The sequence below is a fragment of the Neorhizobium alkalisoli genome (assembly GCF_007829835.1).
Lineage (GTDB): Bacteria > Pseudomonadota > Alphaproteobacteria > Rhizobiales > Rhizobiaceae > Neorhizobium.
In genome coordinates, this window is the sequence record NZ_VIWP01000037.1 from 1 (window position 1) to 1,345 (window position 1,345).

At 62.5% G+C, this 1,345-nt stretch carries 2 protein-coding genes; both read left to right on the top strand.

The annotated features are described in order from the left end of the window. Positions 1-511, top strand: a 511-nt coding sequence (locus FHW37_RS33385; protein WP_145643863.1) for an SDR family oxidoreductase, incomplete at its 5' end; no start/stop codon positions are given. A gap of 55 nt (positions 512-566) precedes the next feature. Further along, positions 567-1,345, top strand: a 779-nt coding sequence (locus tag FHW37_RS33390) for a fumarylacetoacetate hydrolase family protein (protein WP_145643864.1), incomplete at its 3' end; no start/stop codon positions are given.

The following is a 1,345-nucleotide window of genomic DNA, read 5'->3' on the forward strand; positions in this document are numbered from 1 at the left end:
GGTCGACATCCTGTTCAACTGCGCCGGCGTCGTCCATGGCGGTTCGGTTCTGGAGATGACCGAAAAAGATCTCGACTTCGCCTTCGATCTCAATGTCCGCGCCATGGTGCGCACGATCAAGGCGGTGCTGCCCGGCATGCTGGAGCGCGGTGACGGCACGATCATCAACATGGCCTCGATCGCCTCGAGCTCGAAGGGCGTTCCGAACCGCTGCGCCTATGGCACGACCAAGGCGGCTGTGATCGGCCTGACCAAGGCGGTCGCCGCCGATTACGTGACGCGTGGCATCCGCTGCAATGCGATCTGCCCCGGCACGGTGGAAAGCCCGTCGCTGGAAGAACGCATGCGGGCGCAGGGCAATTACGACGAGGCCCGGGCCGCCTTCATCGCCCGCCAGCCGATGGGCCGGCTCGGCACGCCGGAGGAGATTGCAGACCTTGCCGTCTATCTCGCCAGCGCGACCTACACGACAGGCCAGGCCGTCGGCATCGATGGCGGCTGGTCGATCTGAGCGGGTTTCGAAGACCCGAAATCTGATGCGTATTTGATGTGAAAGGACACTTGCGATGAAATTCCTCCGTTACGGCGCAGCCGGCACCGAAAAGCCCGGCATTGTTGATGCCGAAGGCAGGATCCGTGATCTCTCGGGCCATGTTGCCGATCTTTCCGGCGCGGCCCTTGCCCCGGATGCGCTGGCAAAACTCGGTGCGATCGATCTCTCCCTGCTGCCGGTCGTTGATGGCAATCCGCGTCTCGGCCCCTGCGTTGCCGGCACTGGCAAATTCATCTGCATCGGCCTCAACTATTCCGACCATGCGGCCGAAACCGGTGCCACCGTGCCGCCGGAGCCGATCATCTTCATGAAGGCCTCGTCTGCGATCGTCGGTCCGAATGACGATGTCCTCATTCCGCGCGGTTCGGAAAAGACCGACTGGGAGGTCGAGCTTGCCGTCGTCATCGGCAAGACCGCGAAATACGTCTCAGAGGCGGATGCGCTCGATTACGTCGCCGGTTACTGCGTCACCAACGATGTCTCCGAACGCGCCTTCCAGACGGAACGCTCGGGCCAGTGGACCAAGGGCAAGTCCTGCGACACGTTCGGGCCGATGGGACCATGGCTGGTCACCAAGGACGAGGTTCCGGATCCGCAAAACCTCGGCATGTGGCTGAAGGTAAACGGCCAGACGATGCAGGACGGGTCTTCGAAGACCATGGTTTATGGCGTCGCCTTCCTGGTTTCTTATCTCAGCCAGTTCATGTCGCTGCATCCGGGTGATGTGATCTCCACCGGCACACCGCCCGGCGTCGGCATGGGCCTCAAACCGCCGCGTTATCTCAAGCCCGG